Raw genomic sequence first — 23,794 nt, forward strand, 5'->3', positions numbered from 1 at the left:
CCACGATCCTGTCGTGTCGACTCGCTGCCAGATCCGCGAGTAGAGCAAGATCGCCTGATCGAGGTCGTCGGCACGGATCGGCGCATGCCAGCCCGTCCGCGGCCCACGCAGACCCGGTTGCTCGACGCATCCTGCGGATCACCCGGGTGCAGGGTGACAGCATGGTCCCGGCCCTGCACGACGGCGATGGCCTGCTCGCGGTACGACCGGTCGAGTGGTTCGGCGCGACGATCGATGCACGACGCGACGTGGCCCGTCCGGCCGGGCGCGTGTTCGTCAAAAGCGCTGCCTATGCGCCGACTCGGCCAGCTGGGGCCCGATGATCGACCCCTGAACGGAGATCAACACCCTCCGGGGTCTATGGCAGCCGGGCGGCGGGGCGCAGCCCGATGGCGAGCATGCCGGTGACTGCCGACCGATGATTCTCGTCAGCCGCGCAAGTCAGAACTGTCGAAGCCCGTCGAGCGAGGGAGCAGTGCATGACCAGCACGCACGAGAACCGCCCGATCCAGCACGGGGCGTCGGCCGCGTCCGCCGTGCCTCCGGTCGTTGACAGGGGGGCCTGGCAGGCCGCCCGCGACAAGCTACTGGTGCGCGAGAAGGCGCACACCCGAGAGGGCGACGCGATCGCAGCGGCCCGCCGTCGGCTCCCGATGACGGAGGTCGACGCAAACATCACCGTCGTCGGACCGGACGGGCCGACCACCCTCCTCGACCTGTTCGATGGCCGCGAGGAGCTCGTCGTCTACAAGCACATGTGGCACCTGGGCGAGCCGTTCGAGAACCAGTGCGAGGGCTGCACGCTGACCTACTTCGCCGTGCAGAACCCGGCCTACCTCCACGCACGGGGTGTCTCGTTCGCCGTGTTCGCCAAGGCGCCTTACGCCGACCTTGCGCCGTTCGTCGACTTCATGGGCTACCCCCACCACTGGTACTCCGTGGCCGACGTCGAGGACGACATCGTGAGCGGCGACGACTTCGGGACGTGGGTGTGCTTCCTGCGCCATGGCGACCGGGTGTTCCTCACCAATACCGTCACCGGCAGGGGGTGCGAGGCGACGATGCCTGCGCTCGCTCTCCTCGACATGACTGCCCGCGGCCGCATGGAGGCCTGGCAGGACTACCCCGAGGGTTGGCCCGAAGGCAAGAACCCAGGCTGGTTCTGGCGCAGCCACGAGGACGGCGTCGGGAACAACTGGACCGGCGGGCGGCCCACCGTCCAGTGGAGCCGCCCCGGCGCCGGGGCGGTGACGTCCGAGCCCCACCGTCATCACTGACGCCACCGGGACGGGACGACTTCGCGAGCCCCGCGATCCGAGACCTTCCGCGCGTGATTGATCCGAGGCGAGGCTGTTCGTCCTCGTCAGAACGGTGGGGTGAACCTCGGGTCGATCACGGGCACATGATCGATCCGAGGTTCATGTCCGGGTCGTGGCGATCACGTTGTCGTCGTCACCACTCGTTCCAGGCTCGCCAGTGCATCGTCGAGCGACTGCTGCAGGTCGGCGGCGGGAGTGCCGCCGTGGGTCTCCGGCTGGTCGCCGAGGAACGACAGGTGCAGGAGCACGGTCGAGCGGGCGCCCTCGGCGTGCTCTACCTGCAGCCAGCCGGCGTACTCGGGCGCGTGGGCCCACTCCACCCGCAGCTGGTCGGAGCGCACGCGCACCGTGCCCTCGGCGTCGACCCCGCGCTCCGGGACGTCGGCGTGTACCTCCCCGTCCCCGGTGGGCCGCACGTCCACGGGCGACGGCAGCCACTCCGGCAGCCGGTTCAGGTCCGACACCACCGCGAACACCTGTTCCGCCGTGGCCGGGATACCGCGTTCCGCCTCGAACTCCGCCATGCCGCGCATGTACCCCGCCCTCCGCTTGACCATCCGTCACACCTTCGGGCCTAGCGTCCCCCGCCGGAAGTCCGCCGAATAATTCGGCGGCCCAGGCCCACGCTGGCCGCACCGGCCGACGGCCCGAGTACGCCCGGTACGAGGCCCGCCGTCCGGCGCGCCCAGCGCGAACCTGGATCCACCGACTTACCCAGCGGACTTCCGGCGGGGGACGCTAGGGTTCCGGGACGTGGTCGAGGTCGGACGGTCGAGGCCCGACCGCAACGTGAACGAACGGATGCCGCGCGAGATCTGGGTCCTCGTCGGCAGCTCCTTCCTCATCGCCATCGGCTACGGGATCGTCGCGCCAACGCTGCCGGTGTTCGTCCGGTCGTTCGACGTCGGCATCACGGCCGCCTCCCTCGTCATCAGCGTGTTCGCGCTCGTCCGGCTGCTGTTCGCGCCCGTCAGCGGGCGGCTCGTCAGCCGGCTCGGCGAGGTGCCGACGTTCACCATCGGCCTCTCGGTCGTGGCGCTGTCCACCGGGGCGTGCGCGTTCGCGGCGAGCTACTGGCAGCTGTTGGTGCTGCGTGGGCTGGGCGGCATCGGCTCCACGATGTTCACCGTGTCGGCGCTGTCGCTGCTCATCCGGCTCTCGCCGCCGCACATGCGGGGGCGGGCCTCCGGGATGTGGGCCACGGGTTTCCTCCTCGGCAACGTCATCGGACCGCTCGTCGGCGGTGTCCTGGGAGCGGTGAGCCTGCGCGCGCCGTTCCTCGTGTACGCGGCGGTGCTCGTGGTCGTCGTCTGCATCTCGCTGGCCCTGCTGCGCGGACGGGACGGGACGGGCCCCGAGCAGACCGCGGCCACGGAGCCACCCGCCCGGTTCCGGGACGCTCTCGCCCACCCCGCCTACCGCGCGGCGCTCGCCGCCAGCTTCGCCAACGGGTGGGTCGTGTTCGGCGTGCGCGTCGCGCTGGTGCCGCTGTTCGTCGTGGAGGCGTTGGGGCGACCGGAGGCGTGGGGAGGCGTCGCCCTCGCCGTGTTCGCCGTCGGCAACGCGGCGACGCTCGTGCTCGCCGGCCGGTTCGCCGACCGGCGCGGTCGCCGCCCACCCGTGCTCGCCGGGCTCGCCATCTCGGCGGCCGCCACCAGCGTGCTCGGGTACCTCACCGACCCGGCCCTGTTCCTGGCCATCAGCCTGCTGGCGGGAATGGGCAGCGGCCTCGTGAACCCGCCCACGAACGCGGCGGTCGCCGATGTGATCGGCTCCCGGGCTCGGGGCGGCACGGTGCTCGCCGGGTTCCAGATGGTCGCGGACCTCGGCGCCATCGTCGGACCGATAGCGGCGGGCGCGCTCGCCGAGGTCGCCGGGTTCGGGGCCGCGTTCGCGCTGTCCGGGGCGATGGCGCTCGTCGCGCTCGGCTTCTGGCTCCGCGCGCCCGAGACGCTGCCATCGGCGCCGGGCCCGAGGGCAGCCGAGGAGTCGCTGGCGGAGTGTTCGGAGTCGGAATGCCCGTCGCGGCGCAGGCCTATCCCGTGATCCCCACGCCGATCAGGGTGCCGACGAGATAGGTCGCGCCTGCGGCGAGCGCGCCGAAGCCGAGCTGTCGCAGGCCGCTGAGCAGCCAGCTGCGCGTGGTGAATCGCGACGTGAGCGCGCCGACCACGAACAGGCCGACCGCACCGATGAGGAGGGCCAGCGGCAGCGACGAGGAACCCAGCAGGAAGGAGATCAGCGGGATCAGCCCGCCGATCGAGAAGCACAGGAACGACGAGACGGCAGCGAGCCACGGCGAGGGCTGCTCGTCGACGTCAACGCCCAGCTCCTGCGCGACGTGCACCTTGAGTGCGAGCTCCGGATTGCCGTGCACCTCCCGGGCCATCGCCTCCGCCGTCGAACGGGTGAGCCCCATCTCCTCGTACATCTGGGCGAGCTCGGCCTGCTCGGCGCGCGGGTGGATCCGGATCTCCTCGCGCTCCACCGCCACCTCGTTGGCGACCGCGTCGTTCTGCGTGTCGACCGACGCGAACTCACCCAGCGCCATCGAGAACGCCCCGGCGACGAGCCCTGCCATGCCGGTCAGGATGATCGTGTGCCGGTCGGCGCCACCGCCACCGACACCCGCGACGAGCGCGATGTTCGTGACCAGCCCGTCCATCGCGCCGAAGACCGCGGCCCGTAGCCATCCGCCGGAGACGTCGGCGTGGTGGTGGTTGTGCCCGGCGAGGTCCGCCGCATCAGGGACGCCGTTCATCACCCAAGCCTAGATTCCACGGCTCGGTTGACTATGTGCGTCAGGGTCACCACCCTCTGTGTCCGGCCGTCTGGCTACGCTGACCTCGTGGATCGCGCCCGCTCGCTCGACGTCGTCGGGACGCTCGCACGGTTCGGCCTCGCCGCGGTGTGGCTCGTGTCCGGCCTGCTCAAAGCGGTTGATCCGGATCAGACGTACATCGCGGTGCGCGCCTACGACGTCCTGCCGGACGCCGGCCTGGAGATCGTGGCGGCGCTGCTGCCGTGGATCGAGCTCGCGCTCGGAGCACTGCTGCTGGCCGGGGTCGGCACTCGGCTGGTCGCCGCGCTCTCCGCCGCTCTGCTGCTCGTGTTCGTCGCGGGCGTCGGACAGGCGTGGGCGCGGGGCCTGTCGATCGACTGCGGGTGCTTCGGCGGCGGTGGTGCGGTGGAACCGGGCGAGACGACTTACGTGCAGGAGCTGCTGCGCGACGCGGGCTTCCTGCTGATGGCGGGCTGGCTGGTCGTCCGCCCGCGCACCGTGCTTGCACTCGACGACCGGCTCGGAGCCAGGAGGATGGGCTGAAATGGGCGGAGCTTCGCGCAACGACAAGCGGCGCAAGCAGGAGGCTGCGGAGCGACGCCTCGCCGCCGCGGGCATCCGCGTGCCGCAGAAACGCAACCGAACGCCCATGATCGTGGTGGCGGTCGTGCTTGTGGTCGCCGTGGTCGTCGGGGGCGCGGTGCTGATCGCCCGTGCACTGGGCAACGAGGTGGAGCCCACCTACACCACCACCGCGGACGCGGCGGTCGTCACAGCGGGCACCGGCCCGGTGGTGATCGACGTCTACGAGGACTACCTCTGTCCGGCCTGTGAGCGGTTCGAGACGCGCTACGGCAACGAGGTCACGACTGCCCTGAATGACGGCAAGATCACCGCCCGCTTCCACACGATCGCCATCCTCGATGAGCAGAGCAACCCGGCCGGCTACTCCACCAGGGCCGGCAACGCTGCGCTCTGCGCGGTGCCGGCCGGCATCTTTCCGCGCTACCACAAGAAGCTGTTCGACGAGCAACCCGCGGAAGGCAGCGCCGGCCTGAGCAACGACGAGCTGATCGCGTTCGGCACCGAGTTGGGCGCGCAGGGCGACTTCGCGGGCTGCGTGCAGGGCGACACGCACCTGGACGCGATCGCGAAGGAGACCGAGGCGGCCAGGAAGGACCCGGCGCTGAAGACCAACGACCGCTTCGGCACCCCGACCGTCGCGATCGACGGCAAGAAGATCGACCTGAACGACACGAGCTGGCTGCAGAAGGCCCTCGAAGGTCAGTCCTGACCATCCCTGATCAGAGCTGACGGGACGGGTGGTCCCACGAGATGGCCGGTCGACGCCCGCCGAGGTGCCGGCCGAACCAGTCGAGGATGATCTCGGCCCGCTGCACCCGGTGGCGCGGCGACCCGCTGCGCGACATCTCGTGGCTCTCGGCGGGGAAGCGCCAGTACTCCACCGGCTTGCCGAGCATCCGCATGGCGACGAACAGCTGGTCGGCCTGCTCGACGTGACAGCGCAGGTCGTCCTCGGCGTGCAGGATCAGGAGCGGAGTGTCGATGTCGCGCACGTAGCTCATCGGCGACATCCGCCGGTAGACGTCCGGCCGGTCGAGGTGCGTCACGCCGAACTCGTAGCGGAAGTAGCCGGCGGAGTCCGAGCTCCACTCCTCCGACTCGAGGTTGTTGCACGCCCGCTCGCTGCACGCCGCCGCGAACCGGTGTGTGTGCCCGACCAGCCAGCTCGTCATGTATCCGCCGTACGAGCCGCCGAGGACGCCGACGCGCTCGGGGTCGAGAGAGGAATCGCGGGCGAGCGCGGCGTCGAGCACGGCAAGCAGATCCGCGGCGTCGACACCGCCCCACCCGGTGCCGGGCACCTCGGACGCCTCAGGCGGCCGGATCGCCTGTGCCCACGACTCGGAGCGGCCGGTCGAACCGTGCGGATTGCAGTAGACGACGGCGTAACCCGCACCCGTCCAGAGCTGGAACTCGTCGAACCACGAGTTCCCGTACTGCGACATGGGTCCACCGTGGATGGAGAGCAGTACCGGCAGCCGCTCGCCGTCCGGCGAGTCCAGCGGGCGCACCAGCCACGCGTCGACGTCCCCGTCGCCTGCCGGCGACGGCACCGTGAAGTGCTCGGGCCGGGCCGAGGGGACGGCGTCGTGGAACGCCTTCCCGAGCGAGGTGAGCCGCCGTTCGGTGCCGTTGGCATCGCGGACGTAGACCTCGGGGAGTTCGGTGGCGGTGGTCGCGACGAACGCGAGCGTGCCTCCTGCGACGTCGAAGCCGGTGACGACCCGCGGGCCGTCGACCACCGGTTCCGGGGCGCCTGCCCCGTCGGGGCGCACCCGCCACACCGCCACGTCGCCGCCGTCCTCGAGGGAGAACAGCAGGTGATCGCCGTGCCACAGCGGGGCGCGGGTGCCGGGGTGCGGCGCGCACTGGCGGTCCAGCGCGGCGGTGAGGACGCGTTCCTCGCCGGTGCTCGCGTCGAGCACCACGATCTGGGCGTGGGAGTGGATGACGCGGTTGTCCTGGGCGATGGTGGCGATCGACGAGCCGTTGGGGCCGAACGCGGGCAGACGGTGCGACAGGCCGCGGTTGGTGAGCGCCCGCATCCCGCCGTCGAGGTCGATCAGGTGGACGTCGTCGATCAGCTCCAGGTCCCAGTCCTTGCTCCGCGCCGCCGTGACCGCGAGGGTGCGCCCGTCCGGCGACCACGCGGGATCGCCGTGCTCGTACGGCCCGCCGGCCACGAGCCGTGCCGCGCCCGATCCGTCGGCGGGCACCACGAACACGCTCCGAGGCCGGTCGATGATCCAACCCACGTCGTCGAGGCGGGAGTAGAGCCGATCGATCCGTCGCGGTGGCCGGGCGCGGTCGTCGTCCCCCTCGGCGTAGCGGCTCGCTCGCTCCCGTGACGCGAACGCGAGCCGCGAGCCGTCCGGTGACCAAGCCGGCGCCCCGATCCCCTCCGGTCGTACGCATACCGTGACCGTCTCCCCGGGCCCGTCCATCGGCAGCACGTGCAGCGAGCTCCCGCCGTCCTCCTGGTTCCGGGTGAAGGCCAGCCTCCGCCCGTCCGGTGACCAGGCCGGCTGCCCGTCTCGATGCTCGCCCGCCGTGAGCGGGAACGGCGCCGACGACCCGTCCGCGTCGGCGAGCCATACGGTGCTGCGGTAGGAGTTGCCCTCCAGGTCGACGCGGGTGACGACGAACGCGACCCTGCGCCCGTCCGGCGAGACCTTCGGGTCGGCGACGGTGACGAGACGGCCGATGTCAGCAGGCTGCACCCAGCCGAACCTAGGTCAACAACGCGGTGTACGGCGACCCGCTTCACGGAGCTGTCGAGGGATCGTGTAACTTTGTCGGCGCAAGGGGCTGTGGCGCAGCTGGTAGCGCACTTGACTGGCAGTCAAGGGGTCAGGGGTTCGAATCCCCTCAGCTCCACTCTTGCACCCGGAGCCCCGCCACCTGAGTTTGTACAGGTCAGGCGGGGTTTCTACGTCTCGTGTTGATCTTGTCGTGGCCGTTCGTGTGGTTGCTGCGCGGCCAAGTGGAGCAAATTTGGAGCACGGCGTCGGTGGCCGCGAAATGGGGTCACGGTCTGCTCCAGGCCCACAGCGCCGTACGTGCCTGTTCGGTGTCTGTCTGGGACGGTTGGAGATCGGTTGTAGGACCGTATCGCTGTCGCGCTCGGGTGGACGGCGGGTCGTCAAGGGGTCATCACTGTGGCGGCGCGGGCTTGGTGGCCTGGCCGCACGAAGCTTCGGCGGTGATTGATCTCCCTGCTTCGCGGGGCTGTTGGACGTTGAGGTCGTTGGGCGAGCCGGCGAACTTTGCCGCAGGTTCTGCCGCGCCGCCGGCCGGTGTGCGTGGGGCGGTCGTGCCGGGCCTGGTTGTCGCCGTGCGACCGCTCAGGGCGTCGCTACGCGCGGGTTTCCCTACCGGATCGCTGTTGATTGTTGATCGCGCTCGCGGACGGGTGGGCCACGCTGCTTCCCGACCAGGCCGCCCCGGCGCATGGGCTGCTCGCGAGCCGCCGCGATCTCAAGGTCGCGGTGCTGCGTGGTCCATGGTCGACCGGGAAGGTTGCGGCGCCGCGGGGGTGGCGGCACGCAGCAGGCCAGCTGCGGACCAATTAAGGGAGGCCTCGCGGATGCTGCCGCGGTGCCGGGTGAGAAAGCACGTCAGACACATGTGTTGCCCGACCACATAATGTGGGCCGCAGACGAAGCTGCTGCGAAGCCCTCCTTGTAATCAATGGGTCGGCATGCGCCTCCGACCTGGGATCGGTTGCACGACACTCGTGGCAGCTCCACACGTCAGCATCCGCTCAGGATCTCCTCGATCCGCGCGGCGTCCGGCCCGTCGAGCACCAACGCGTAGACATTAGAGACGTTGCGCCAGCTCGCCGCGTAGGCGCAGTTCGCGGCGGGATTCGGCGGCAACCACCGGGATGGCCCGCGGTCGCCCTTCGCGTGAACCGCGCGGGTTCCGAAGTTCTCACGCTGGGCCCCGCGAGAACCCGCGCGGGGTAGTCGTCGTGAGCACTCTGGGTGCTGCGGGTTTCGCTGTTGTCCAGGTTGGTGTGGGTTCTCTGTTCGGCCTCTGGCGTTCCGTTCGCTGCGGGTCAATAGATCGCGCGCCGCGAGCCTGGGTCGGGTCGGCGCCGCGGCGCTGCCGCGATCCGGCGGGTCGTCGCGGCGTTGCTCAGGCAAGGCTGCTGCCAGGACACGCCGACGTGGTCGTTGGTCCAGCCGAACAGGCCGATCCAGCGGGCAACCGGTGGCCGGTCAAGGGTGGGCCGCCGCGAGCGCCCTGGCGAGCGCGAGGAACTAGCTAGGGTGGGTATATGTCGGGGTGTGCTTGGTCACGGTCGCATCTGCAGCGTGCATTGCCGTGTTCCTTGGCACGGGGAGTACCACGCGTTTCATCCGGGCTGCTGAAGCTCTGAGACGTTCGGCGCGCCCGCCCGTCTTCAACCCGTATGCGCCCCCTTCGCTCCCGCTCCCACCCCGACCTGACCGATGACGGCGGGTGGCGCAGGAACGCAGACACCATGAAGGGCCACGTGATCATGGCGCAGGACCCACTCGCTGCATGGCAGCGCAGGCTCTACTACGTGCTGATGGGTCTCACCGACCTCGACATGAAGGGCACCCCGATCGCCTTCGATTACTCACGTGCCTCGCTGAAAGACCTGGAAAGTGAGCTGTTGGCTCGATTTACCTCGCCGGCCGCCATGAGGAGGCCCGCCGCGTCCGAGACCCTCGACGGTCTCGTCGCCTATATCGGCGAGACGCTCATGCGTGTGGCCGGCGGGCGGTGGACATGGGGGCACGTCAAGTCCGAGGGCTTGGGCGTCAAGAGCGGTCCGGTCGCGAATGCCGACGCAGCACTCGGCCTGGCTCCTGTCGCCCCTCACGAGCTGTTGGCTGAGGTCGTGTCGGTTCGATCCGGCGACAGACTCACCCGCACGTTCGACCGGTGGGCCGGCGCCGTCGAAACGCAACGCGCAGCGGCCCAGTCCTGGCGGCCGGACAAGCAGAGAACCGTGGCGGACGGACCGGAACTTGACCGAGCCGGACTTGAGACCTGGCTGAGCACCCAAGAGTCGAGGTTCCCGGAATGGGTGGCCGCATACGGCGCGAACAGCGCGTGGGACTTCCGTCCCGAGACACTTCCCGCGCTCGAGACCATGCTGCGTCAGATGTTGTCGTCCAAGGAGGAGCTGCTTAGTCCGGAGAACGAGCGCATCCGAGAGGGTGCAATGTGGTATCTGGGTGAGACCTTCCGGCTGAACCTCGGTGGACACTGGACCAAGAACGTTGGCGCCTCGCCGCGTGTCGAAGGCATGGGGCCACGCCACGGAGCAAGAATCACTCCGAGCGTTGCCCTTCGCGCCGTCGTACAGAAACGCGGCAGTCTGTCGGAACGGTTCGCGATCGCCAAGAACCTGTAGACGGCGCGAAGGGCAACTGCCGTTGTGTGCAGCCGCGTGAGGCGATTGCTCAGGTTCGGACGGTCCGCTTCGGCGTGCGCAGGTCAGAACGTGCCCAGGTCAGAACGTGCCCAGGTCAGTAGAGGACGTCACCTTCGGTCTCCCTGGTCATGGTGACGGGTGACGTGGCGGCGCTGAAGGGCGCGTCGTCGTCGGCCCGGGTAAGGGCCCAGCCCTGCAGCAGGCCGGTGTCGACGAGCACGGTCCGGGGGGCGTCGCCAGGTACAGGTCGCGTCCGATGCGGCAGGTGACCTCGCCGTTGATCGTTGTCCCGGTGCGCAGGCGGTTGAGCTGACGGGCGGGGCGAGGCCGTCGTCGGGCGGCCCGTAGGCGGCGGTATGGTCGATGGGTCGGTGCTGGTCCAGGCCTGGCCGGGCGGCCAGTCCAGCTTGGCCGCACGTTCGGCGACGGCGGTCGGCCCCGCGGCGGGGGAGGGGCGCACTGCTCGTGGTGTCGTCCACGTAAGTCGCCCCGCAGGCGGCTGTGGTTCAGCAGGTCGTGAGCAGTTGGTCGATCGTCTCGCGGTCTGCGTCGTCGACTGCCAGCGGGTATGCGGCGGCGACCTCGTTCCAGAGGGTTGCGTAGTCGCAGTGCGCGGCCTGGTTCCGCTTCCCTTCGTAGCTCACGATCGCGGCATCCTGCATCGGCAAGTCGTTGGCCTTGGCATGCCTCGGGCGGATGCCGGGGCGTACCCCGGCGGCAACGATCGGGATGTAGTCGCGGAAGGTCGGCGCTGTCGGCTGGGGGACCGGTGCGTCGAGGAGGTCCTCGGCGCTGCAGGTGGGGCCCTTCAGCGTGGGGGCTGCGGCCGCGCGGCTTCCCTGTGTAGACCTGCGGCCACCGCCGGATCGCGCTGACTGGTTCCGCTGATGACGGGAAGCGGCGTGGTGGCGAGCTCTTGAGCTTCGGCGGCGGTGAGGCCGAGCATCCGCAGCAGCTGCTCGGCAAGCTGGTCGCACGCGTCGTCGTTGTCGAACGCCGGGTCGGTCAGGGCGAGGTGGAGAGTGCCCAGCAGTGAGCCCGCGATGGTGGCGAGGGCGAGCTTCATATTGGTCACCTGGAACCGCCCCGCCTCGACGCCCGCCATGATGTCGCGGAGAGCGCGGGGGCCCAGCCCCTCCGGCGAGTCCATGTAGGGCATCCCATGGGCGACCAGGATGCGGGCGACCTCGGGGCGGGCGCGGATCAGCCGGGCGGCGAGCCGCACCGAGCGGGCGAAGGTGACGGCAGGGTCCTCGGTGTCGGTGCCCAGTCCGTCCAGCAGTGCCCCGGTCTCCTCGAGTACGTCGGTCACCGCCGCCTCGAACAGCTCGGCCTTCGTGGCGAAGTGGTTGTAGAACGAGCCGAAACCGACGTCGGCGGCGTCGGTGATCTCCTGGATGCTCGCCTGCTGGGCCGTGCCCTCGGCGAGCATCGAGCGAGCGGCGGCGATCAGCTTGCCCCGAGTCTGCGCCTTCCGTCGTTCGAGGCGAGAGCTGGTGCCGGGGCCCGCGGTCATGCGTGCAGCGTACGTGCCGTCAGTCCTGAGGATCTCATCAGTGCCGATCCTTGACCCCGAAGGCGCGAGTGGCTGATGATTTCATCAGTGATGTGACGAGGTCACAGTCAAGGAGGACGTCCCGTGGCCGTGGAGATCCCCGCGCCGGTCGATCTGCCGGCGTCGGCGCACAGCGACCTGCACAGCGAGCGCGGTGCGCTGCGCCGTGAGCACCCCGGGCGCGCCCGCAACCCGGTCGTCAAGGTCGCCGACCTGGCCTGGTTGCAGTTCGAGAAGCCCGACCTGGATCGGGCGGAGACCTTCGCCCGCGACTTCGGCTTCACCGTCGCCGCCCGTACCGCCGACGGGCTGCGTCTCCGCGGCTCGTTCGCCGGCACGGACGCGGTCGTGATCCGGCGCGGTCCCACGTCGAGGTTCGTCGGGCCGGTGTTCCGCGTCGACGAGCCGGCCGACCTGGAGCGGCTCGCCCGGCACACGGGCAGCCGGGTACGCCCCCTCGGCGCGGGCCGTGCGGGCTCGATCGTGGATCTGGTGGACCCCAGCGGCATCCCGGTCGGAGTGGTCCACGGCGCCGAGGTGCACGCCGAGCTGCCCGAGCAGGTGGCGCTGACGCTCAACACCGGGCTCACCCCGCGCCGGATCAACTGGCCCCAGCGCCCCGCCCGCGAACCCGCTCGCGTCCAGCGCCTGGGACACGTGGTGCTGGAGACCCCGCGCTTCGACTCGGCCCTGGACTGGTACCTGGACACCCTCGGCCTGATCGTCAGCGACTTCCTGTTCCTGCCGGGCCAGCGCGAGCTGGGGCCGACCATGGCGTTCCTGCGCTGTGACCGGGGCGGCGTACCGGTCGACCACCACACGCTGGCGATGCTGCTGGCACCCGGCCTCGGGTACGTGCACTCCGCCTACCAGGTGACGGACCTGGACGCGATCGCCGCGGGCGGGGAGTACCTCGCCGAGCGGGGCTACCGGCGGGCGTGGGGGATCGGGCGCCACATCCAGGGCAGCCAGCTGTTCGACTACTGGCGGGACCCGGACCGGTTGATGGTCGAGCACTTCGCCGACGGGGACCTCTTCGACGCCTCCCTGGAACCGGGATGGGCACCCCTCTCGGCGTCCGGGCTGGCGCAGTGGGGACCACCGGTCACGCGGGACTTCCTCGGGGCCACCCCGACGCCTGCCCGGCTGCGCGAGGTCGTGGACGCGCTGCGGCGCGAGGACACCGAGTTGACGGCCGGCCGGCTGCTGGCGCTGCTGAAGGCGATGTCGTCATGACGATCGGTGTGCTGCGCGCCGGCGGACACTGGTGGGTCGAGGACCCCGGGACGGCCCGCGCGCTGGAGATCGGCACCTCGGCCCGCGTCACCGCGGAGCTGCTCGCCGACCGGGCCGCGGTCGACAAGGCTGCGCGGCAGGTGGGTGACTCCACCCGGGCCGTGGACGTCGCCGACCTGGAGCTGGAGTCCCCGGTCACGACGCCGTGCCGGGTGGTCGCCCAGATGGTCAACTACCGCTCGCACGCGAAGGACTCCGGGTTCGACCCGGACTCAGTGCCCCCGACGTTCTTCCGCAAGGCGTCGAGCTCGGTCACCGGGCCGCGCTCGACGATCGTGCGCCCGGCGCACGTGACCCTGCTCGACTACGAGGTGGAGCTGGGTCTGGTCCTCGGGGCCGACCTGCCGCTGAACACCGCGGTGTCGGAGGCGGATCTGCCGCGCTACGTCGCCGGCCTGGTGATCACCGACGACGTCAGCGCTCGGGACATCCAGCTGCCCAAGGGGCAATTCTACGAGAGCAAGTCCTATCCGACCTTCACTCCGGTCGGGCCACGGCTGGTGCTGCTCGACGAGGGCGACTTCGCGCACCTGGACCGGCTGCGGCTGCGGCTGTGGGTGAACGACGTCCTGCGGCAGGACCGGACGGCCGCTGACATGATCGTCCGGCCGGCCCGGGCGCTGACCCTGCTCGCCCGCTTCCAGGCGCTCGCACCCGGCGACCTGCTGCTCACCGGCACTCCCGGCGGCACGGCACTGAAGGCGCCACCCAAGCCCGTGGAGATCGTCGGGAACCTGCTGCCCCCGGCCGTCAAGTGGCGGACGTTCCTCGGCCGCCAGCAGCGCAACCGCTCCTACCTGCAGGACGGCGACGTCGTCACCGCCACGATCGCCACCGCTGACGGCACGATCGACCTCGGCACCCAACGCACCCCGGTGGAACACCGGTGAGCGCCGCGACCGCGGACGGCCTCTGGCCGCGCCTCGACGAGCCGGGCGACCTGCCTGCCCTGGAAGCGGTGCCGCTGGCCGAGCGCGGCCTGCCGGCGAGCACCTGGGCACTGCTCGACCGGGCTGCGTCGTTGTGGCCCGAGCGCACCGCGATCACCGTGCTGCCGTCGGTGGCGGCATGGGACGAGCCCGTCAAGTTGACCTTCGCCGGTCTCCGTGACCGGGTGGGGCGCACCGCCGCCGTGCTGCACGGTCTGGAGGTGCGCCGGACCAACGCGGTCGGCGTGATCAGCCCCAACACCGCGGGGATGCTGTGCGCGGTGCTGGCCGCCCAGGCCGCCGGGGTGGTCAGCCCGATCAACCCGGCGCTGGCCGAGGACGTGATCGCGCACCTCGTCGCCACCACGTGCGCCCGCGTCCTCGTGGTCGCCGGACCGGATCTCGACGAGCGCGTGTGGGCGACGATCACCCGGCTGGTCCCCGGCTCGGCCGTGCACACCGTCCTGGTGCTGCGCCCGGACACCGCGGCCGGGCCCGCGCCCCGCGTGCCCGGGCTGCCCGGGGTGCAGGTCCTCGACCTGGCGGAGTCCACCGCCGCCGAGGACATCGCCGAGCTGTCCGATCTCCCGGAGGCCACCGACGCGGCCGCGTACTTCCACACCGGAGGCACCACCGGCGCGCCGAAGATCGCGGTGCACACGCACGGCAACGAGGTCACCATGGCGTGGTCGATGGCCGCCGTACAGCGGGCCACCGACCCCGACGGCTCGGTCTCGGCGATCTTCGCGGCGCTGCCGCTGTTCCACGTCAACGCCCTGCTGGTCACCTGCCTCGCCCCGCTGATGACCGGCCGGCCGGTGGTGTGGGGCCCACCGGGGGGCTATCGCGAACCCGGCCTTCACCCGACCTTCTGGAGAATCGTCGAGCGCTACCGCATCGGCGGGATGTCCGCGGTGCCGACGGTCTACGCGAGCCTCACCCGCGTGCCGGTCGACGCCGACATCTCCTCGCTGCGCATGCCAGTCGTCGGAGCGGCTCCGCTGCCCGACGCGGTGCGGACCGCGTTCTCCGCGCACACCGGCGTCGAGCTCGTCGAGGGTTACGGCCTGACCGAGGCGACCTGCGCGACGGCGATGACCCGCCGCGGTCGCGCGCGCCCGGGATCCGTCGGGCAGCGGCTGCCGTACCAGCAGGTCAAGGCGGTCGCAGTGGACCCGGTCACCGGGGAGTGGACGGATCTGCCCCCTGGCGAGACGGGTCTGCTCGTGATCAGCGGTCCGACGGTGTTCGCCGGCTACCTGCGCGACGGCCGCCCGATCCGGGACGGCGTGGTGCGGGACGGCTGGCTGGACACCGGGGACCGGGGCAGCGTGGACGCTGACGGGTTCCTGCGGCTGGCCGGCCGGACCAAGGACCTGATCATCCGTGGCGGTCACAACATCGATCCGGCCGTCGTCGAGGAGGCGCTCCTGCGGCACCCGGGCGTCCTGGCCGCGGCGGCGGTGGGCCGGCCCGACCGGTACGCCGGCGAGGTCCCGGTCGCCTACGTGGTCTGCGAACCGCAGGCGGCGGTCTCCGCCGAGGACCTGCGGGAGTGGGCCGCCGGGGCCGTGCCCGAGCCCGCGGCGGCACCCAAGGAGGTCGTGCTGGTCGACGCCCTCCCGCTCACCGAGGTCGGCAAGGTCTTCAAGCCCGCCCTGCGCGCCGACGCCGCCCGTCGGCTGATCGCCGCGGAGCTGGGCCGACTGGGCGGCCGGGTCATGGTGGTGCCCGGCAGCGGGCCGGGGTCCATCGGGGTCGTGGCCCCGGATGACCAGGTCGACCGAGTCCGAGACGTCCTCGGCGGCTACGCCCTGGACTGGCACCTGGTGGAGAACGGGACGTGACCGGCGAACCGGTCGTCGTGATCGGTGCCGGCCCGGTCGGGCTGACCGCGGCGCTGTTGCTGTCCCGTCGCGGGCACGAGGTCGTCGTGCTGGAACGCCACCCGGCTCCCTACCCGCTGCCGCGCGCGGTGCACCTGGACGGGGAGGTCGTGCGCATCCTGCAGGAGGCCGGGGTGGCCGACGGCTTCCGGGAGATCAGCCGGCCGATGCCGGGACTGCGGCTGGTGGACGCGAGCCTGCACACCATCGCGGAGTTCCGCCGGGACCACGCGGTGGGCGAGAACGGCCACCCGGACGCGTCCATGTTCGACCAGCCCGACCTGGAACGGCTGCTGGGCACGGCGGTCGACGGCCAGCCGTCGATATCGCTGCTCCGGGACGCGACGGTGACCGCCGTCGAGCACCGGCGCGGAGGGGAACTCGTCCGGTACGACCACGCAGGTCGCACCGCGGAGCTCACCGCCGCCGCGGTGTTGGGGTGCGACGGCGCGGGCAGCACGACCCGGGCCGCGCTCGACATGGGGTTCCGCGACCTCGGCTTCACCGAGGACTGGCTGGTCGTGGACGTGCGGTCGGCGCGGCCGCTGCCGATGTGGGCCGGCGTGCACCAGGTCTGCGACTCCCGCCGGGCCGCCACGTTCATGCACCTGGTGGGGGAGCGATACCGCTGGGAGTTCCGCCTCCTGGAGTCCGACCGGACGGGCGGAGCGGTCGCGCCCGAGCGCATCGCGGAGCTGCTGGGGCCGTGGACCGACGGGCCGGGCCCCGAGCGGATCGACGTGGTGCGCACCGCCACCTACACGTTCCGGGCGCGCGTTGCGCGTCAGTGGCGCGACCGGCGGGTGTTCCTGCTCGGCGACGCCGCCCACCAGACCCCGCCGTTCATCGGCCAGGGGCTCGGCGCCGGCCTGCGCGACGCCCACAACCTGGCGTGGAAGCTGGACCTCGTGCTGCGGGGGGCGGCGGGCGAGTCGCTGCTGGACACCTACGAGGCCGAGCGGGTGCCGCACGTCGTCGCGCAGATCCGGGGCGCGATCGCAGTGGGCTGGGCGCTTACCGGGGGAAGCGGCCGCACGGCTGCGCTGCGTCGGGCGGCGGTGCGCGGGCTGTGCCGCGTCCCGGGGGTGGCGGCGAGGTTCCTCGACGCCTCCTCGCCGCGACTGCGGCTGAACGGCGGCGGCCGCACGCCGGTCGGACTGCTGTGCCCACAGGCCCGCACGCCCGACGGATGGTTCGACGACGTCCTCGGTACCGGATTCGCGCTGGTCACGTTGGACGCGGTCGACCAGGGGCTGGGCGGGGTCCGGGTGGTGCCGGTGACCGTCGCCGACCCGGTCGGCCGGTGGCTGGTGGCCGGCGGGATCCGGGCCGCGCTGGTCCGGCCCGACCGCGTGGTGTGTGCGGTGGCGCAGCGCACGAAGGACGTCGCGCGGCTGCTCACGGCGGTCTCACTCCCGAGGCCGGACCCGGCCGTTCCGGTTCTTCCGACGCGATGACGAGATGGCGCGCGGCGGCCACGTCCCACGAGGCCGATCGACCGACTTCAACGGGGAAGGAACGACATCGATGTCTGGTTTGACCCGCCGATTCCTGCTGGGAGGCCTGGCTGTGGGTGCCGCATCACTGACCACGGGTTGCGTGGGCCACGGTCCCGGTGCTGCACCGTCCTCGGCGTCCGCGCCTGCCGCGCTCCGCGCCCCGCTCACGTCCGGAGCGCGCACCCGCCTGGTCCTGCTGGGTACGGCGGGTGGCCCGAACTGGTGGTTGGACGGCCACCGCCGCGGGGTCGCGTCGGCGGTCGCGGTCGGCGACCGCTTCTACCTCGTCGACGCGGGGGAGGGGGTCGGGCCGCAGATCAGGCAGGCCCGGCTGGGGAACTGGGAGTCCCGGCTGCGCGGCCCGCTGGACGCGCTGCGCTCGATCTTCATCACCCACATGCACTCCGACCACGTCTGCGATCTCAACGACCTGCTCGTCAACGGGCTCGCCAACGGGCTGTGGTCGGGCGACGCCCCGACGCAGGTCTGGGGACCGGGGAACCGGGGCCAGCTGCCGCCTGCTCGACCGGGCAGCTCGCCGGCGGCGCTGGCACCCGAGAACCCCACCCCGGGCACCCGGGAGATGATCGAGCTGCTGAAGCGGACCTACGCCACCGATCTGAACGACCGGACCTTCGAGAACGGGCTCCCCGATCCGGACAGCTTCTTCGCCGGTCACGACGTGCCGATCCCCGCGCAGTACCTGGCCGACCCCAACGGGAACCCGCACCCCCGGATGAGCCCGGTCCCGTTCTACGAGGACGACCGCGTCCGGGTGTCTGCGACCCTGGTCCAGCACGCGCCCGTCTTCCCCGCGCTGGCCTTCCGGTTCGAGAGCGACGAGGGGTCGATCGTCTTCTCCGGCGACACCAGCCCCAGTGAGAACCTCGTCGAGCTGGCGTCGGGCGCGGACGTGCTGGTGCACGAGGTGATCGCGGGCGAGTGGGTGGCCGCCGACTTCCCCGCCCCGTGCGATCCGGTCGACGAGGCGATCTACCAGCACCTGATCGGCAAGCACACGCTCGTCGAGGACGTCGGGCCGCTCGCCGAGCGGGCTGGCGTCCGGACGCTCGTGCTCAACCACTTCGTCCCGTCGACCTGGCCGGAGGAGCGGTGGGAGGCCGGCGTGCGGGGCTTTTCCGGGCGCCTCGTGGTGGGCGTCGACCTGGACCAGATCGGAATCGGGGCGCCGTGACCGGTCACGGGATCGACCGCCGCTCGGTCCTGCGCGTACTGGGAGGAGCCGTGACGATGATGGGTACCGCCGGCTGTGCCGGGGAGCCGGCAGGGGGAACAACGCCGGACGGTGGCGGGGCAGAGCTGGTGGACGTGCACGCGCACTTCCTCACCGACGCCTACCTCGCCGCGGCCACTGCCGCCGGGCACCGCACTCCCGACGGGATGCCCGCGTGGCCGCGGTGGGACGTCGACAGCCACCTCGCGCTCATGGACGCCTCCGGGATCGCCACCTCGATCCTGTCGATCTCCTCGCCGGGCGTGCACTTCGGTGCCACCGGTGGCGGGGACGAGCCCGCGCGCCGGCTCGCCCGGCAGGTGAACGAGTTCGCCGCCGGCGTGGTCGCCGCGCACCCGACCCGGTTCGGCCAGTTCGCCGCGCTGCCGCTGCCCGACGTCGCGGGCGCGGTAGCCGAGGCGGTGTACGCGCTGGACGAGCTCGGGGCGAACGGCGTGGTCGTGCTGTCCCACGCCGGCGGCGTCTATCCCGCCGACCCGGTCCTCGATCCGCTGCTCGAGGAGCTGAACCGTCGTGCCGCCGTGGTCCTCGTGCACCCGACGTCCCCTCCGCACTGGGAGGCGGTGGCCCGAGGACGCCCGCGTCCGCTCATGGAGTTCCTCTTCGACGGCGCCCGGGCCGCGGTCGACCTGGCGCTGTCCGACCGGCTCACCCGCTTCCCCGACATCCACTGGGTGTTCACCCACGGCGGCGGCGTGCTGCCGCTGCTCGCCGACCGGATCGACCTGTTCCTCGCCCATGTCGGCGGCGGGGCGCCCCGCAGCCGTGACCTGATGTCCCGGTTCTGGTACGACTGCGCGGGCACTCCCTTCCCACTACAGCTGCCCGCGCTCGCCGCCGTGGTCGGTACCGAGCGCCTGCTGTACGGCAGCGACTTCTGCTTCACCCCACCGGCCGCGGTCGCCGCACAGCTGGCGTCCCTCGATGCCGCACCGGCCCCCGAGGGTTCGGTGAGCTGGCGAGACCTCCTCGCCCGCAACGCCGGGAGGCTCGTGCGGTCGGAATGATGCGGTGCAGGGCAGGGGGCGGCCCGGCGGCGATCCGGCGGGCGCGGTCCCGATCGGTCGGCGCGACGGCGGCCCCCGGCGCAGCGCGGTGGCTTCGCGGCAAGGGCGGCCGCCGCGGCGACGGATCTCGCGGCCCAGCCTTCGGGCCCGAGCGGGGATTCCCCTCATAGGCGTATTTCGTGGAAGGTGACGCATGAATTCCGAGCCTCGTCCGGCAGGCGAGGACGTGACCGATGGGGAAGCCGACGCACCGGAGGAACGTGAGACAGATGAAGCCAGTTCTTCCGCCGGCGCGCGGCGGAGTACGCGGCGGACGCTTCTCAAGAGGGTGGGACTCGGTGCGGTTCTGATCGGTGCGGGCGCGGCCGGGTACCGGCCGATCGCGAGCGCGCTCGCCCGTGACGTGCCGCCCCGGACGACCTGGAGAGGAGCGGACGGGCGCGTTGACAACGTCACGGTCGTGGACCCGCTCGACGGCAGCCGGATCCCCGGCAGATCGATCGTCGTGCGCAACGGGCGTATCGCGGAGGTCCTTTCCGCCAGTGATGTGCCGGGGGAAAAGTCGATGCCTGTCATCGATGGTGCCGGCCGTTTCGCCGTTCCGGGTTACAACCAGATGCACACCCATGCTCTCCAGTATTCGGACCGGGAGCTGGCGTACGCGACGCTGCTTGCTCAGGGCGTGACCGGGATGCGGCAGATGGAGGGCTCCGACGAGCTGTTGAGCGACCGTGCCGAACAGCGCCTGGGGCTGTGCGAGTCCACGCCGGCGGTGCTGCAGATGCCGGGGAACCTTCTCCTGCCGTTCAACGCCGGGTCGGTCGACGACGTCAGAGAAGAGATCGCACGGCAGTGGGACGCGGGCGCCGACTTCATCAAGATGATCATGACGGAGCGAGACGTGTTCCTCGCCGCGATCGAGGCCGCGCACCAGCGCGGCATCCGCATCGCCGGGCACCTGCCGCCGTCCATCCGGATGGAGGAGGCCTCCGAAGCGGGCTTCGACTCGGTGGAGCACGTCGGGACCGGTTCAAACCTCTTCCTGTCCCTCGCCGCCACACCCGATGAACTCTGGCGACAGCAGGACACGAACATGCCGATACCGGGATGGCTGTCCGGCCTCCCGTTCACCGGAGAGCTCTTCGACGCCTTCCTCAAGGACCGGCTGATCAACTCGGTCGGTGTGGCCGACCCGGACGACCCGGCGGTGGTACTTCTCAGAACCGCGCTCGCGAGCTACTCCGAGCAGCGGGCGGCCGAACTGGGCGACATGCTCGCCCGCAACATGACCTGGCAGTGCCCCACGCTCATCAACCTGCGCTCGAAGTACCGGCTCGACGATCCGGCGTACCGCTCAGATCCCTGGCTGGACGGATTGTCCGACCAGGAGCGCCGACAGCGGCTGGCGATGATCGAAACCTACGAGGCACTGCCCGCCCAGGTGCGGGAGATCAATCACGAGTACTACGAACGCGCTCTGCGGACCATCGGCATCTGGTCCCGGGCCGGGGTGCCCATCATGACAGGCACCGACGGCCCGGGCACCGACCCCGCCCGCGCCATCCAGCTCGAGTTTCGCGAGCTGGCGAGAGCGGGCCTGTCGCCCCTCGACGTCCTGCGGGCCGCGACCACCGCCCCTGCCACCTACCTCGGACTCGACGACCGCATGGGCCGGGTCGCCGCCGGCATGGAAGCAGACTTCCTGCTCCTGGACGCCGATCCTCTCGATTCCGTCGACAATCTCGGCGCCATCTCGATGGTCTTCCGCGCGGGCCACGCGTTCACCGCCGCGACGATGGCCGACAAGGTCGATGATCGGCAGCGCACGCGAAACGCAAATGGGCGAATCGGAGCGGCCTTGTACCCACGCCGCGGCATGGTCGGCGTCGGGCACGTCGAGGGTCAACGAGCGGTCGCTTTGATCCAGTGCGATGCTTGTGGTTAGTGCGCAGGTACCGCCTCGGGCACGCGCACTATCCACGCGGGGTCGGGCCGTGACGTCCACGGTCCGACCCTCCGGCGGTATACGGCACTGACGTCGAGCTCCCGGAACAGCGCCGGCTGAGCGCAGTCGGCTTCCACGTCGGCGCCCTGAGCCTGGGCTGCGACGTCCTCAGCTTCACCGGCAGCGACCTGCGCATCATGGTGTATGCAGCCCGACCCGGGAGCCAGGACGTCGACTGCCTGACACTCCTGGACTTGGGGGGACGCAAACGTTCGTCGGATGACCGCCCCCGCGAGCCTGTCCGCGCATGTTGCCCACTGCCTTCCAGGTGCCAGGAGCACCCGGCCGCGTTCGACCTCAGGCCGCCGTCGACGCCGAGAACCTGCCCGGTCAGCCAGCTCGCCCGGTCGGACGCGGCCGGTGCTCGGCATATCCACCCAACAGGTCGCCGACAGCGACCCTCGGTGCGTCGGCGAGGTCGAAGGACGTAGGCGACGTCGCCGTTGAGTTCTTTGCCGGGCCCGTCGTGAAGTCTCGCCCGGGCCGGGGGCGACCTGCTGTGACCTGGGTGTCATTGCGGCAGCACGGCGGCCAGCCCTGCCACCAGCACGTCGAGAGCCATCTCGAACCCGCTGTCCATCGGGCGGTGCTGCCCGGACTCCCAGCGCAGCATGAAGGCCTTCCCGGCGAGCGTCGGCAGGTTCGCGGCCAGCGTGGGTGCCGTGGCCGGGTCGATCGCGTCGAGGCGGCGCCGGAAGTCGCTGGTCCAGTTCTCGTCGGCTTCCGGTGGCTCGGCGGACAGCTCGCCGAAGAGGAATCCGAAGAGGAAACCGATGGTCGTGTTGTAGGCGTCGGTGAGCCGCTCGCCGTGGAAGCCCGCTCCCTCGAGCACTGTGAGCACGCTCTCGGCCAACGGGAACGAGGACGTGGTGACCTGCAGCTGCGAGGCGAGCACCGGCACGATGTTGGGGTGGGCGTGCAGCGTCACCCGGGCGCTGCGCGCCATCGCCCGCAACCAGTCCTGCCACCGTTCGGTGTCGACCGGCGGGAGCTCCATGTCCGCGTGTGCCCGCTCGCACACCGCCGCGAGCAGGGCGGCCTTGCTGCCGGTGTGCCAGTACACGGCGGTCGGGTAGACGCCCAGGCGGTCGGCGAGCTTGCGCATGGTGAGCGCGTCGACCCCTTCGGCGTCGATGAACGCGAGGGCTTCGGCGACGACCTGCCGCCTGGTCAGGGGAGGCGGCGCCGCGGTACCGCGGCCGCCTCCGCTGCGTTGCCGTGTCAACGTCGTGGCCCTCCCCTCCGACCGTCGTCCGGTCGCCGTCCATCCTCGCGGACTGCCCTCACCGGGCCGCGAGGCGTGCCGGGTTCGTCACCGTGATCCGGCCGAACGCCTCGGCGTCGAGCCCGGCGTCCAGCAGCGCCGCGCGCAGGTCCCCGCCCACGAAGGCGAAGCCGTTGCCGCCGAAGGCCTGCAGGTGCGAGGTGGCGCAGACGTCGTGGGAGAGCAGGATCCGGTCCAGGTGGCCGGCCCGGACGAGCTCCAGCACGAGCCGCACGGTCCAGGCGACGACCCGTGGGTTGCGGCTGTTCACCGTGTCGACGCCGACGTAGGCACCGTGCCGGGCGATCTCCAGCGCATAGCCGTCCTCGAGCACCGTGTCGCAGTGCCCGATCGCGATCCGGGCCGGATCGACGCCCTCCTCGCGCAACAGTCTCAGCTGTTCCAGCCCGACCCGCCAGCGGGCGGCGTGCGTGTACACCGCGGCGCCGGTACGCAGCCCGGCCCGGGCCGCCGCCCGCAGAGACCGCTCCTCGGTCGTCGAGACGTACCAGGCGTCGGCGCCGATCTCGCCGATGATCCCGGCGCGGGCGTCGGTGTCGGGGAAACCCTCGTCGAGGTCGCGGACGATCTCGTCTGCAATGGCGTCGACGCCGTAGCGATCCATCCGGTCGCGGTCGATGAAGGGGTCCCGGTAGTGCCCGGTGCCCAGCACGACGTCCACGCCGGTCGCCTTCGATACCCGCTGGACGGCGGCCACGTTGCTGGGGGCACGGGTCCAGCCCGTCTCGGTGGCGGTGCCGCCAGGGACCGACCCCGGTGTCAGCTCGGCTGTGGTCAGATCGAAGATCGCGGATCCGCCCAGCAAGGCCCAGGCGGCGATCTCTTCGGTGACCAGCACCTCGTCGCTGACGAGGCCGTCGCCGCGGCGCTCGCGCATGAGGTTGATGAACAGGTGCTCGTGGGGCAGGACCGGGCCGAGGGCCGCGGCCGCCCGGTCGCCCAGGGCGGTGGTGACGGTGCCGGTGGGGGCACTCACTG

The 23,794-nt window shown here is 71.4% G+C and carries 21 protein-coding genes and 1 tRNA gene; 14 read left to right on the top strand and 8 right to left on the bottom strand.

The features are described from left to right. The first annotated feature begins 161 nt into the window (after positions 1–161). Together K1T35_RS06675 and K1T35_RS06680 are read left to right on the top strand one after the other, a co-directional pair. Positions 162–323: a hypothetical protein gene (locus tag K1T35_RS06675; protein ID WP_220259290.1), complete on the top strand. Its 162-nt coding sequence runs from the start codon at positions 162–164 to the stop codon at positions 321–323. Positions 324–479: 156 nt separating this feature from the next. Beyond that, a complete protein-coding gene (locus K1T35_RS06680) occupies positions 480–1,277 on the top strand; it encodes a DUF899 family protein (RefSeq protein ID WP_220259291.1) in 798 nt (265 codons plus the stop codon). A gap of 161 nt (positions 1,278–1,438) precedes the next feature. On the opposite strand, the gene K1T35_RS06685 is transcribed toward K1T35_RS06680, so the two are convergent. Beyond that, positions 1,439–1,876: an SRPBCC family protein gene (locus tag K1T35_RS06685; protein ID WP_220259292.1), complete on the bottom strand. Its 438-nt coding sequence runs from the start codon at positions 1,874–1,876 to the stop codon at positions 1,439–1,441. 196 nt (positions 1,877–2,072) lie between these two features. Between K1T35_RS06685 and K1T35_RS06690 the strand changes: the two genes are divergently transcribed. After that, positions 2,073–3,365: an MFS transporter gene (locus tag K1T35_RS06690; RefSeq protein WP_255621650.1), complete on the top strand. Its 1,293-nt coding sequence runs from the start codon at positions 2,073–2,075 to the stop codon at positions 3,363–3,365. On the opposite strand, the gene K1T35_RS06695 is transcribed toward K1T35_RS06690, so the two are convergent. Further along, positions 3,355–4,080 (bottom strand): VIT1/CCC1 transporter family protein, encoded by a 726-nt coding sequence (locus K1T35_RS06695; protein ID WP_220259293.1) that lies wholly within the window; start codon positions 4,078–4,080, stop codon positions 3,355–3,357. The genes K1T35_RS06690 and K1T35_RS06695 overlap by 11 nt on opposite strands. A 33-nt stretch (positions 4,081–4,113) precedes the next feature. Between K1T35_RS06695 and K1T35_RS06700 the strand changes: the two genes are divergently transcribed. Both K1T35_RS06700 and K1T35_RS06705 read left to right on the top strand, forming a co-directional pair. After that, positions 4,114–4,644, top strand: coding sequence for a MauE/DoxX family redox-associated membrane protein (locus tag K1T35_RS06700; RefSeq protein ID WP_220259294.1), 531 nt, complete (start codon positions 4,114–4,116; stop codon positions 4,642–4,644). A 1-nt stretch (position 4,645) separates the two neighbouring features. After that, on the top strand, positions 4,646–5,395 hold the full coding sequence (locus tag K1T35_RS06705; protein ID WP_220259295.1) for a thioredoxin domain-containing protein: 750 nt from the start codon (positions 4,646–4,648) through the stop codon (positions 5,393–5,395). A gap of 10 nt (positions 5,396–5,405) precedes the next feature. Here the strand turns inward: K1T35_RS06705 and K1T35_RS06710 are convergent, their stop codons facing one another. Further along, on the bottom strand, positions 5,406–7,406 hold the full coding sequence (locus tag K1T35_RS06710; protein ID WP_220259296.1) for a S9 family peptidase: 2,001 nt from the start codon (positions 7,404–7,406) through the stop codon (positions 5,406–5,408). Positions 7,407–7,490: 84 nt separating this feature from the next. On the opposite strand from K1T35_RS06710, the gene K1T35_RS06715 reads away from it, so the two are divergent. Further along, positions 7,491–7,563 (top strand) — tRNA-Ala (locus tag K1T35_RS06715). Positions 7,564–9,175: 1,612 nt separating this feature from the next. After that, positions 9,176–10,078 carry a hypothetical protein gene (locus K1T35_RS06720; protein ID WP_220259297.1) on the top strand — a complete coding sequence of 301 codons (903 nt, stop codon included), beginning with the start codon at positions 9,176–9,178 and terminating at the stop codon, positions 10,076–10,078. A gap of 115 nt (positions 10,079–10,193) precedes the next feature. Here the strand turns inward: K1T35_RS06720 and K1T35_RS48715 are convergent, their stop codons facing one another. The 3 genes from K1T35_RS48715 to K1T35_RS06730 all read right to left on the bottom strand — a co-directional run bounded on the left by K1T35_RS48715 (position 10,194) and on the right by K1T35_RS06730 (position 11,615). After that, positions 10,194–10,319, bottom strand: a complete 126-nt coding sequence (locus K1T35_RS48715) for a hypothetical protein (RefSeq protein ID WP_255621653.1) — start codon at positions 10,317–10,319, stop codon at positions 10,194–10,196. Positions 10,320–10,605: 286 nt separating this feature from the next. Then, positions 10,606–10,761, bottom strand: a complete 156-nt coding sequence (locus K1T35_RS06725; RefSeq protein WP_220259298.1) for a hypothetical protein — start codon at positions 10,759–10,761, stop codon at positions 10,606–10,608. 146 nt (positions 10,762–10,907) lie between these two features. Beyond that, the gene (locus K1T35_RS06730) at positions 10,908–11,615 is read right to left on the bottom strand and encodes a TetR/AcrR family transcriptional regulator (protein ID WP_220259299.1); all 708 of its coding nucleotides are present in this window, start codon (positions 11,613–11,615) and stop codon (positions 10,908–10,910) included. Positions 11,616–11,738: 123 nt separating this feature from the next. Between K1T35_RS06730 and K1T35_RS06735 the strand changes: the two genes are divergently transcribed. The 7 genes from K1T35_RS06735 (at position 11,739) to K1T35_RS06765 (ending at position 21,471) form a co-directional block, all read left to right on the top strand. Beyond that, positions 11,739–12,890 (top strand): VOC family protein, encoded by a 1,152-nt coding sequence (locus K1T35_RS06735; protein ID WP_220259300.1) that lies wholly within the window; start codon positions 11,739–11,741, stop codon positions 12,888–12,890. Beyond that, positions 12,887–13,840: a fumarylacetoacetate hydrolase family protein gene (locus K1T35_RS06740; RefSeq protein WP_220259301.1), complete on the top strand. Its 954-nt coding sequence runs from the start codon at positions 12,887–12,889 to the stop codon at positions 13,838–13,840. The genes K1T35_RS06735 and K1T35_RS06740 overlap by 4 nt, the downstream gene beginning before the upstream one ends. After that, a complete protein-coding gene (locus K1T35_RS06745) occupies positions 13,837–15,726 on the top strand; it encodes an acyl-CoA synthetase (RefSeq protein WP_220259302.1) in 1,890 nt (629 codons plus the stop codon). Before K1T35_RS06740 ends, K1T35_RS06745 begins: the two co-directional genes overlap by 4 nt. Then, positions 15,723–17,222 (top strand): bifunctional 3-(3-hydroxy-phenyl)propionate/3-hydroxycinnamic acid hydroxylase, encoded by a 1,500-nt coding sequence (locus K1T35_RS06750; RefSeq protein WP_220259303.1) that lies wholly within the window; start codon positions 15,723–15,725, stop codon positions 17,220–17,222. The genes K1T35_RS06745 and K1T35_RS06750 overlap by 4 nt, the downstream gene beginning before the upstream one ends. Positions 17,223–17,292: 70 nt before the next feature. Continuing rightward, positions 17,293–18,459 (top strand): MBL fold metallo-hydrolase, encoded by a 1,167-nt coding sequence (locus tag K1T35_RS06755; protein WP_220259304.1) that lies wholly within the window; start codon positions 17,293–17,295, stop codon positions 18,457–18,459. 56 nt (positions 18,460–18,515) lie between these two features. After that, positions 18,516–19,526 (top strand): amidohydrolase family protein, encoded by a 1,011-nt coding sequence (locus K1T35_RS06760; protein ID WP_255621654.1) that lies wholly within the window; start codon positions 18,516–18,518, stop codon positions 19,524–19,526. A 193-nt stretch (positions 19,527–19,719) separates the two neighbouring features. After that, positions 19,720–21,471, top strand: coding sequence for an amidohydrolase family protein (locus K1T35_RS06765; RefSeq protein ID WP_220259305.1), 1,752 nt, complete (start codon positions 19,720–19,722; stop codon positions 21,469–21,471). Positions 21,472–22,042: 571 nt separating this feature from the next. Here K1T35_RS06765 and K1T35_RS06770 read toward each other — a convergent pair. Together K1T35_RS06770 and K1T35_RS06775 are read right to left on the bottom strand one after the other, a co-directional pair. Next, complete coding sequence (locus K1T35_RS06770; protein ID WP_220259306.1) at positions 22,043–22,756, bottom strand: TetR/AcrR family transcriptional regulator C-terminal domain-containing protein; 714 nt, start codon at positions 22,754–22,756, stop codon at positions 22,043–22,045. Between the two features lie 58 nt (positions 22,757–22,814). Further along, the gene (locus tag K1T35_RS06775) at positions 22,815–23,792 is read right to left on the bottom strand and encodes a phosphotriesterase (RefSeq protein WP_220259307.1); all 978 of its coding nucleotides are present in this window, start codon (positions 23,790–23,792) and stop codon (positions 22,815–22,817) included. Positions 23,793–23,794 lie beyond the last annotated feature (2 nt).

The organism is Pseudonocardia sp. DSM 110487 (assembly GCF_019468565.1).
Lineage (GTDB): Bacteria > Actinomycetota > Actinomycetes > Mycobacteriales > Pseudonocardiaceae > Pseudonocardia.

Coding starts and splice junctions, on each gene's coding strand:
- K1T35_RS06675 (WP_220259290.1), top strand. CDS start 162: ATGGTCCCGGCCCTGCACGACGGCGATGGCCTGCTCGCGGTACGACCG.
- K1T35_RS06680 (WP_220259291.1), top strand. CDS start 480: ATGACCAGCACGCACGAGAACCGCCCGATCCAGCACGGGGCGTCGGCC.
- K1T35_RS06685 (WP_220259292.1), bottom strand. CDS start 1,876: ATGGTCAAGCGGAGGGCGGGGTACATGCGCGGCATGGCGGAGTTCGAG.
- K1T35_RS06695 (WP_220259293.1), bottom strand. CDS start 4,080: ATGAACGGCGTCCCTGATGCGGCGGACCTCGCCGGGCACAACCACCAC.
- K1T35_RS06700 (WP_220259294.1), top strand. CDS start 4,114: ATGTGCGTCAGGGTCACCACCCTCTGTGTCCGGCCGTCTGGCTACGCT.
- K1T35_RS06705 (WP_220259295.1), top strand. CDS start 4,646: ATGGGCGGAGCTTCGCGCAACGACAAGCGGCGCAAGCAGGAGGCTGCG.
- K1T35_RS06720 (WP_220259297.1), top strand. CDS start 9,176: ATGAAGGGCCACGTGATCATGGCGCAGGACCCACTCGCTGCATGGCAG.
- K1T35_RS06725 (WP_220259298.1), bottom strand. CDS start 10,761: ATGCAGGATGCCGCGATCGTGAGCTACGAAGGGAAGCGGAACCAGGCC.
- K1T35_RS06730 (WP_220259299.1), bottom strand. CDS start 11,615: ATGACCGCGGGCCCCGGCACCAGCTCTCGCCTCGAACGACGGAAGGCG.
- K1T35_RS06740 (WP_220259301.1), top strand. CDS start 12,887: ATGACGATCGGTGTGCTGCGCGCCGGCGGACACTGGTGGGTCGAGGAC.
- K1T35_RS06755 (WP_220259304.1), top strand. CDS start 17,293: ATGTCTGGTTTGACCCGCCGATTCCTGCTGGGAGGCCTGGCTGTGGGT.
- K1T35_RS06760 (WP_255621654.1), top strand. CDS start 18,516: ATGATGGGTACCGCCGGCTGTGCCGGGGAGCCGGCAGGGGGAACAACG.
- K1T35_RS06765 (WP_220259305.1), top strand. CDS start 19,720: ATGAATTCCGAGCCTCGTCCGGCAGGCGAGGACGTGACCGATGGGGAA.